Genomic DNA, 6,956 nt, shown 5'->3' on the forward strand with positions numbered 1-6,956 from the left:
GTTTTTGACGATTTTCGCCCTGGTTTTGACGATAGCCGCCTAGATCAGGAAGTCGGATTCCGTCAGTACCAGCGTCCCGAACAACTCGATCTCGAAATCCGCCGCGCCGTCGCCGTCGCGGTCGGCCTGCACGACGGTCACGCCGTCGACATGCTCGTACCGCAACTCGCCGCCGGTGCCGGAAAACGCCGTGTCGCCGATGAAGTCGAATCGCTGCTTGAAGCCCTGGCTGATGTCGGCATCGATCCTCGACAATTCGATCCGGTCCTCGCCCGGCACGAAATCGGTGATGATGTCGCGGTTGGCCACGCCGACCCCGCTTTCGGCCGCGCTGAAATAGATATAGCGGTCGCGGCGGCCCTCGTCCGACCCGCCGGTCAACAGGTCGAACCCCAGCCCGCCATAGATCGCGTCAGCCCCCGGCCCGCCATCGATCGTGTCGAACCCGTCGCGGCCATACAACCGGTCCGAGGACCCCTCGCCCGACAACTGGTTGGCGGCCGCGTCGCCGCGCAGGTTGTCGGCAAAGCCGCCGCCGGTCACGTTCTCGAAATTGGAATACAGGTCGCCCGCGGCCTGTCCGAATTCGAAGAACCGCAGGAAGCCCTGCCCGGTCTGGTCCACCCCGAGATCGGCAAAGGCCCGGCCCGTGACGTCCGAGAAGTCGAGAAGATCGACCCCCAGCCCGCCATCAAGCTCGTTGGCGCCGCCGCCACCCTGCACGGTGTCGTTGCCGTCACCGGCCATCACGGTGTCGTCGCCGTCGCCCGCCACCACTTGGTCATTGCCGCCGAACCCGTTCACGACGTCATTGCCGGCCAGCGCCAGCACGACCTCGTCCATGGCTCCGCCGTCAAGGTTGTCGGCGTTCTCGGTGCCTTCGATGATGTGGTCGGTGTTCGCCGTCATGGTGTCGCCCACGGTTTCCGTCACCGTGCCGGAGCCGCTCACGCTGCCCATGTTGGTGCCGTTGCCGGAACTGTCGTACTGCACCACCGTCCCGGTGAGGGAGCCGTTGGCCTCGGTCGTCATGCCGCCGTCGAGCTCGATATGCACGTCGGCGATGTTCGACCCCTGCGTGCGCCCGATGATGCGGAAATCGGTGCCCGCCGGAAGCGTGAACGAGATCTGGTCACCCTGCTCGACAAGGTCGGCCAGCCGCACGGTGCGGCCCACGCCGCCTTCGCGGCCCTCCATGAAGCCGTTGCCGTCGTCGATCAGCACCACGAGGTCTTCGAGGATCCCGGTCAGCCCGACGAAATCCAGCAGGATCTGGATGTTGTCCCACAGCGTCAGGTCCCAGCTGCCGGGCAGGATGCCCTCGGCCCGCAGGTCCTCGTCGCTCTGGCCCAGCAGGTAGCGTTCGATGTGGTAGGTCGGGTTGTGCGTCTCGTTGGTGGCCATCACCCCGTCGACCGGAGGCTCGACGATCCGCACCACCGAATTGACGAACCGCGGCGCGTTGCTGTCCTGGTAGTCCATGACTTCCGAACTCAAGCCCGGCGTCGGGTTCACGTGCCGCACGCCAAAGCCGTGCGCGGCCTCGTGCGCGATGGTCTCGACCAGCAGCGCGCGGGAATCGCCTTCGTCAAGGAAGACATAGGTCAGGTCCGACGGGTTGCGGTTATACCGGTCCACCCCGCCCTGCGCGACGCCCAGAAGCTGGGTGTTGTTGCCGTCGCCGTCATCGTCATAGACGATGGCGTTCCCGCCGAACCGGACGCTGTGGTAATCGCCGCTGGTGGGCCTCTCGTCGGTCACGCGCACCGCAAGGTTCGACCGGTCAAAGATCGCCTGCACCGCCGTCACGATCGCCGCGCGGGATGCCGCGCTGAACGTGCCCAGAGGTTCCGACCCGGCCACCGTCTCGTAATATTCGCGGATGGTGCCGGTATCGTCCCGCCACTGGCGGATCACGTAATCCTCGGGGATCGCCGTGTCGAAATCGAGGAACAGCACCTCGCCCGGCTGGATCTCGACATGCTCCAGCACCGCGCCGTTGTTGGACCCGTTCTGTTCATAGAAAAAGCGCACCGCGTCGAAGGGCGCACCGTTATAGGTGAAGGTAAAGCTGCCGCTGCCGCCCGACCCGGTGGTGACGATGGTGTTGCCGGTGACCACCACGGCCCCGGTCTGCGTCACCTCGATGTCGATGGGCATCCAGTCGCCGCCGTTCAGCTGCACGGCGAAGCGGGTGAAGGTCTCCGGCGGGTTGAACACGCCATCCGCCCCGGTGATCGACACCTCGATGTCCTGCACCGTCTCGGAGAACGAGATCGTCACGAAGTCCGACGCCGAAGAGGTCTGTCCGAACCAGATGCCTTCGAAGGGTGGAGATGTGAAGTTTCCGACAACCGCGGTTGTTGCGAAATCGAGCGTAACGCCATCGACCGTGTGTGAAAGCCCGGTTTCAAGTATCTGATTATTATAGACAACTGTCATATCTATATCCCCCTATAAAAACTGAAAACAATCAAATATGCTTAAGATCATAGCAAAATTGCGGTGGCTGGTAAATGAAGTTTACGCAGGGTCAATCACGTCCGCTTGTCGTGGCCGGTGCCGCCATGATCCTGATGGGCTGCGCCGAGGTTTCCGCCGAACGCACGATCCCCGTCGCCGATTTCAGCATCGAACGCTTTGAAACCGGGGACCGCGTGACCTTTGCCGATGGTGCGGGAAGCTACGGCCTGTGGGGATTGAAGGACGGCACGACCGACGCCGCCACGCTCGCCGCCCTCACCACCCGGTTCGCAGGGATCCCGATGCGCTGCCTTGCCCATCACCGCGCCGATGCGTCCGGTGACACGGTGCGCGAATACTGGTGCAACCTGCCCGACGACGCGCCCCTGTCGCGGCTCGTGCACGAGGCGGGCGCGGCGGTCGAAGCCTGTGACGAAAGCCTGAATTCCTTCGGGACCTGCTGAGGCGCCCGCTCCACAAAGCGTATTTATTTCAGGTATTTATGCGCCAATTCTCACAATACGCGTGAAGATTTCGCGGCGCCAATCAAGCCTCCAGTTCGGCATCCCAATACAGGAAATCGACCCAGCTTGCGTGCAGGTAGTTGGGCGGGAACCGCCGCCCCATGTTGCGCAATTCCTCTGACGCAGGCCGGCGCGGCGGCTTGCGCAGCGACAGGCCCGCGCGGCGCAGCGATTTCGACCCCTTGCGCAGGTTGCAGGGCGCGCAGGCCGCGACCACGTTCTCCCAGCTTGTTACCCCGCCCGAGGCGCGCGGCACCACGTGATCGAAGGTCAGGTCCCCCTTGGACCCGCAATACTGGCAGCGGAATTCGTCGCGCAGGAACAGGTTGAACCGGGTGAAGGCCACGCGCTTTTGCGGTTTGACGTAATCCTTCAGGACCACCACCGACGGGATCCTGATCGTGGTCGAGGGCGAGTGCACCTCGTCCTCGTACTCGGCCACGATATCGACGCGGTCGAGCCACGCGGCCTTCACCGCGTCCTGCCATGACCAGAGCGACAGCGGGTAATAGCTGAGAGGTCGGTAATCGGCATTCAGAACCAGTGCCGGGTTCTGTTTCAACGCACCCGGACTTCGTACGAAATCAGTCCGAAACTCGTGATTGTCTGCCTGCATCCTGCGACTCCGCTCCCGCCCGGTCGGCCCTTGTCTGGCGCCCAGGGCGAGGGTCCTCGCCCTTGCCTTCGGGCCCGACTATATCTCGTGTTTCCCGGCTGGCAAGCGCCTCTGTGACACAAGATGTCGCATATTAACCGCGCTGCGCCCGATGCCGGCGACAAACGGCGGTCCGGTCGCGCCCACGCGCCGTTTAATCCATGACATAGGCGTGAATTTTTTCACTTTACTCGGCAAAAACAGAGATTTAGCGTGCCGCCTAATTACTGATTCAACACTTTTTCCAGGGGCGTTTCATGGCAGACCTGTTTTATCTGAACGACGGCCGCATCGTCGTTCTCGACACCGCGTTCGACAACGGCAACGACAGCATCGCATTGCAGATTTTCCGCGCGGACGGGTCGGCGATCACCGCCGGGCCGGTTTTCTTTGCCGCGGGGACGAATTTCAGCAACGGGTTCACCGATTACAACCCGGTGGTGCTGGCCACGTCGGGCGGCGGCGTGCGGGTCGTCCTGCGCACCAACAACCCCGACGAAGGCATCGTATTCGAACTCGACGCCACCGGCGCCGTGCAGTCCACCGACACCTTCATCAACAACCAGTCCGATCTCGCGACGCCCTATATCGGGGTCTTTGAAGATTACGTGCAGGCAGCGAACGGCCTGATCTATGCCGCAAGCTTGCAAAACCTGATCCGCAACGAAGCCGACGGCACCTTCCTTGACCAGACCCAGCGTGGCGGCCCGTTCGAAAGCGTGTTCGAAAGCGAGATGCTTGAAATCGGCGCGCGCGTGCTGCGGCTCAGCCAGGTGCGGTCGTCCGACGGCGATGTCGAGATCCGCGGCCAGTATTACAACCGCGACGGCTCCATATCGGGCAGCGAATTCCTCGTGGCCGATGGCCTGGGTGAGCAGAACTTTACCTATAACGGCGGGCTGCGCGCGGTGGTCCTCGACGACGGGCGCATCGCGGTGGCCTATAACGGCGTGCGCGACAGCGGCGAGGATACCGGCAACCTCGGCACCTACCTGACGGTCATCAATCCCAACGGCACGATTTCCGTGGCCGAGATCCTCGTCAACACCGGCCAGCCCGCGGGCGAGCAGATGGTGCGCGGGGTCTATGCGCTGGCCGATGGCGGCGTCGCGGTGGCCTATGCCAGCAACGAGGCGTTCACCGCAAACGACAACGTCAACGTGCGGTTCTACACCTCGGATATCGAGCAATACGACGATTTCCAGACCAACGCCGTGGGCCTGAACGTGTCGACACTGCTGGTGACGACAGCGGGCGTAGTGACGAACCTCGACATCGACGGCGCGCAGCAGCTTTACGACGCGCCCGGCCCCAACGATCCCGGCCTGACCGGGGAAGAGGCGATCATCAGCCAGGGTTTCCTTGGCGAGTTTGCCGAAGACCCCGATGCGGCGGTGCTGAATGACGGGCGGGTCGTGGTCGTCTATGACCACACCAACCTCAACGGCTATATCCGCATCTACGATCCCCTCGACGGCACGATCGACGATGTCGGCACACCGATCTCGGGCGCGACGGAGATGCACGTGACGGCGCTGTCCGATGGCGGGTTCGCGGTGGCCCATATCACGTCGGTCAATCGCGGCGACCTGTTCGTCACGGTCTACAATGCCAACGGCACCGTGCGCAGCGGGCCGACGCAACTGCTCGACGGTGACGCCGAACACATCAACATCCAGGCCACCGCCTCCGGCTTTGCCGTGCATTGGGTGGACGATACCGGCACGCTGGACGATGACGGCTACCTGCAATTCTTCGCCAATGACGGGACGTCGCTGGGCGCGGCGGTCGAATACCACGCCGGGTTCGACCAGGACACGCCCGTTGCCATGACGACGCTCGACAGCGGCCAGATGGTGATGATGTGGGTCAGCGAGACCGAGACGGGCTCGGTCACACGCAGCACGCATTTCCGCATCTACAACGCCGACGGCTCGGCCGCCTCGGGCATCCGCGACCTGCCGGGCGTTTCCGGCTCCGTCATTGATCCCACGCTGATCGCCACCGATGATGGCGGGTTCGTCGCCGTCTACGGCCTTGGCAACGACTCGATCACGCCGCTCGAAGTGCGCATGACCACCTTCGACGCATCCGGCAACAGCACGATTTCCGACCGCAATGTGCTGGTCGATGACGGCGTGACGGGCGGCTACCAGAACCTCACGGCCACGATCAACGGCGAGGGACAGCTGGTGATCGCCTATGACGTCTTCATCGACGCCACGAACGAGCGTGACGTGCGCTTCTCGATCTTCGAACTGACCGGCGAAGAGGTGCTGCTGAACCAGATCGGCAGCGAAAATGTCACCGACGACCAGCGAGAGCCGGTGCTGGTGGCGCTGAACGACGGCAACAGCTTCCTCGTGTTCGAGGACGACACCAACGTGCTCTTCTCGTCCCAGAACGCGATCCGGGCGGCGACCATCCAGGGCGGGATGTTCCCCGTCCCGATGCCCACCCCCGGCCCCGACATCCTGCAAGGATCGGACGGCAACGACACGATCGACCTTTTGGCAGGCGACGATGTCTATTCCGGCGGCGATGGCGACGATTTCGTCTTCGGCAATGACGGCGCAGACTCGCTGTCGGGCGATGCCGGTAACGACACGCTGTCGGGGGGCGACGGCGTCGACACCCTGCGCGGCGGCGCAGGCGACGACATCCTCGACGGCGGCGCTGGCGGCGACGTGATCGATGGCGGCGACGGCTACGACATCGTCAGCTATGCCTCCGCCACCCGGTCCGTCCGGGTGGACCTGCAGAACCCCAACATCTCGTTCAACGACGCCGCCGGCGACACCTTCCTGAATGTGGAGGAATTCCAGACCGAAGACGGCATCGACCAACTGCGCGGCGACGCGGGCGACAACATCTTCCGCACCGGCGGCGTATCCGACCGCCTTTATGGCCGCGCGGGCGACGACATGCTGTTCGGCGAGGCGGGCGCAGACGCCTTCTATGGCGGCCTCGGCGCCGACATAATGACCGGCGGTGACGATGCCGGACGCAGGGATCGCTACATCTATTTCAACGCGGCGGAAACAGGCGTGGGCGCGGGCAACCGCGACGTCGTCACCGATTACGTCGCGGGCGAGGACCGGATCGAATTGTCGAGGATCGACGCCGACCTGACACAAGGCTTCAAGCAGCGTTTCGACTTCATCGGCGACGCGGCCTTCTCGGGCACCGGCGGCGAACTGCGCTTCGAACAGCAGGGCGGCATCACCCTCGTTCAGGCCGACCGCGACGGCGACGGCGTGGCGGATTTCGAGATCGAACTGACCGGCACCCACACGCTGACGACGGACGATTTC

General features: G+C 63.8%; 4 protein-coding genes. 2 read left to right on the top strand and 2 right to left on the bottom strand.

Features of this window, described 5'->3' with window-relative positions; translation table 11 throughout:
* Window positions 1-39: 39 nt before the first annotated feature.
* Window positions 40-2,442 carry a calcium-binding protein gene (locus ATO11_RS20795; protein WP_050532836.1) on the bottom strand — a complete coding sequence of 801 codons (2,403 nt, stop codon included), beginning with the start codon at window positions 2,440-2,442 and terminating at the stop codon, window positions 40-42.
* Window positions 2,443-2,516: 74 nt separating this feature from the next.
* Between ATO11_RS20795 and ATO11_RS20800 the strand changes: the two genes are divergently transcribed.
* The gene (locus ATO11_RS20800; protein WP_134643196.1) at window positions 2,517-2,927 is read left to right on the top strand and encodes a hypothetical protein; all 411 of its coding nucleotides are present in this window, start codon (window positions 2,517-2,519) and stop codon (window positions 2,925-2,927) included.
* Between the two features lie 82 nt (window positions 2,928-3,009).
* Here the strand turns inward: ATO11_RS20800 and ATO11_RS20805 are convergent, their stop codons facing one another.
* Complete coding sequence (locus tag ATO11_RS20805; protein ID WP_050532838.1) at window positions 3,010-3,603, bottom strand: HNH endonuclease; 594 nt, start codon at window positions 3,601-3,603, stop codon at window positions 3,010-3,012.
* A gap of 296 nt (window positions 3,604-3,899) precedes the next feature.
* Here ATO11_RS20805 and ATO11_RS20810 point away from each other — a divergent pair.
* Window positions 3,900-6,956: calcium-binding protein (locus ATO11_RS20810; protein ID WP_050532839.1), on the top strand; the 3,057-nt coding region annotated here is incomplete at its 3' end.

It is taken from the genome of Pseudaestuariivita atlantica (assembly GCF_001205715.1).
In the GTDB taxonomy this organism is placed as follows: Bacteria; Pseudomonadota; Alphaproteobacteria; order Rhodobacterales; family Rhodobacteraceae; genus Pseudaestuariivita; species Pseudaestuariivita atlantica.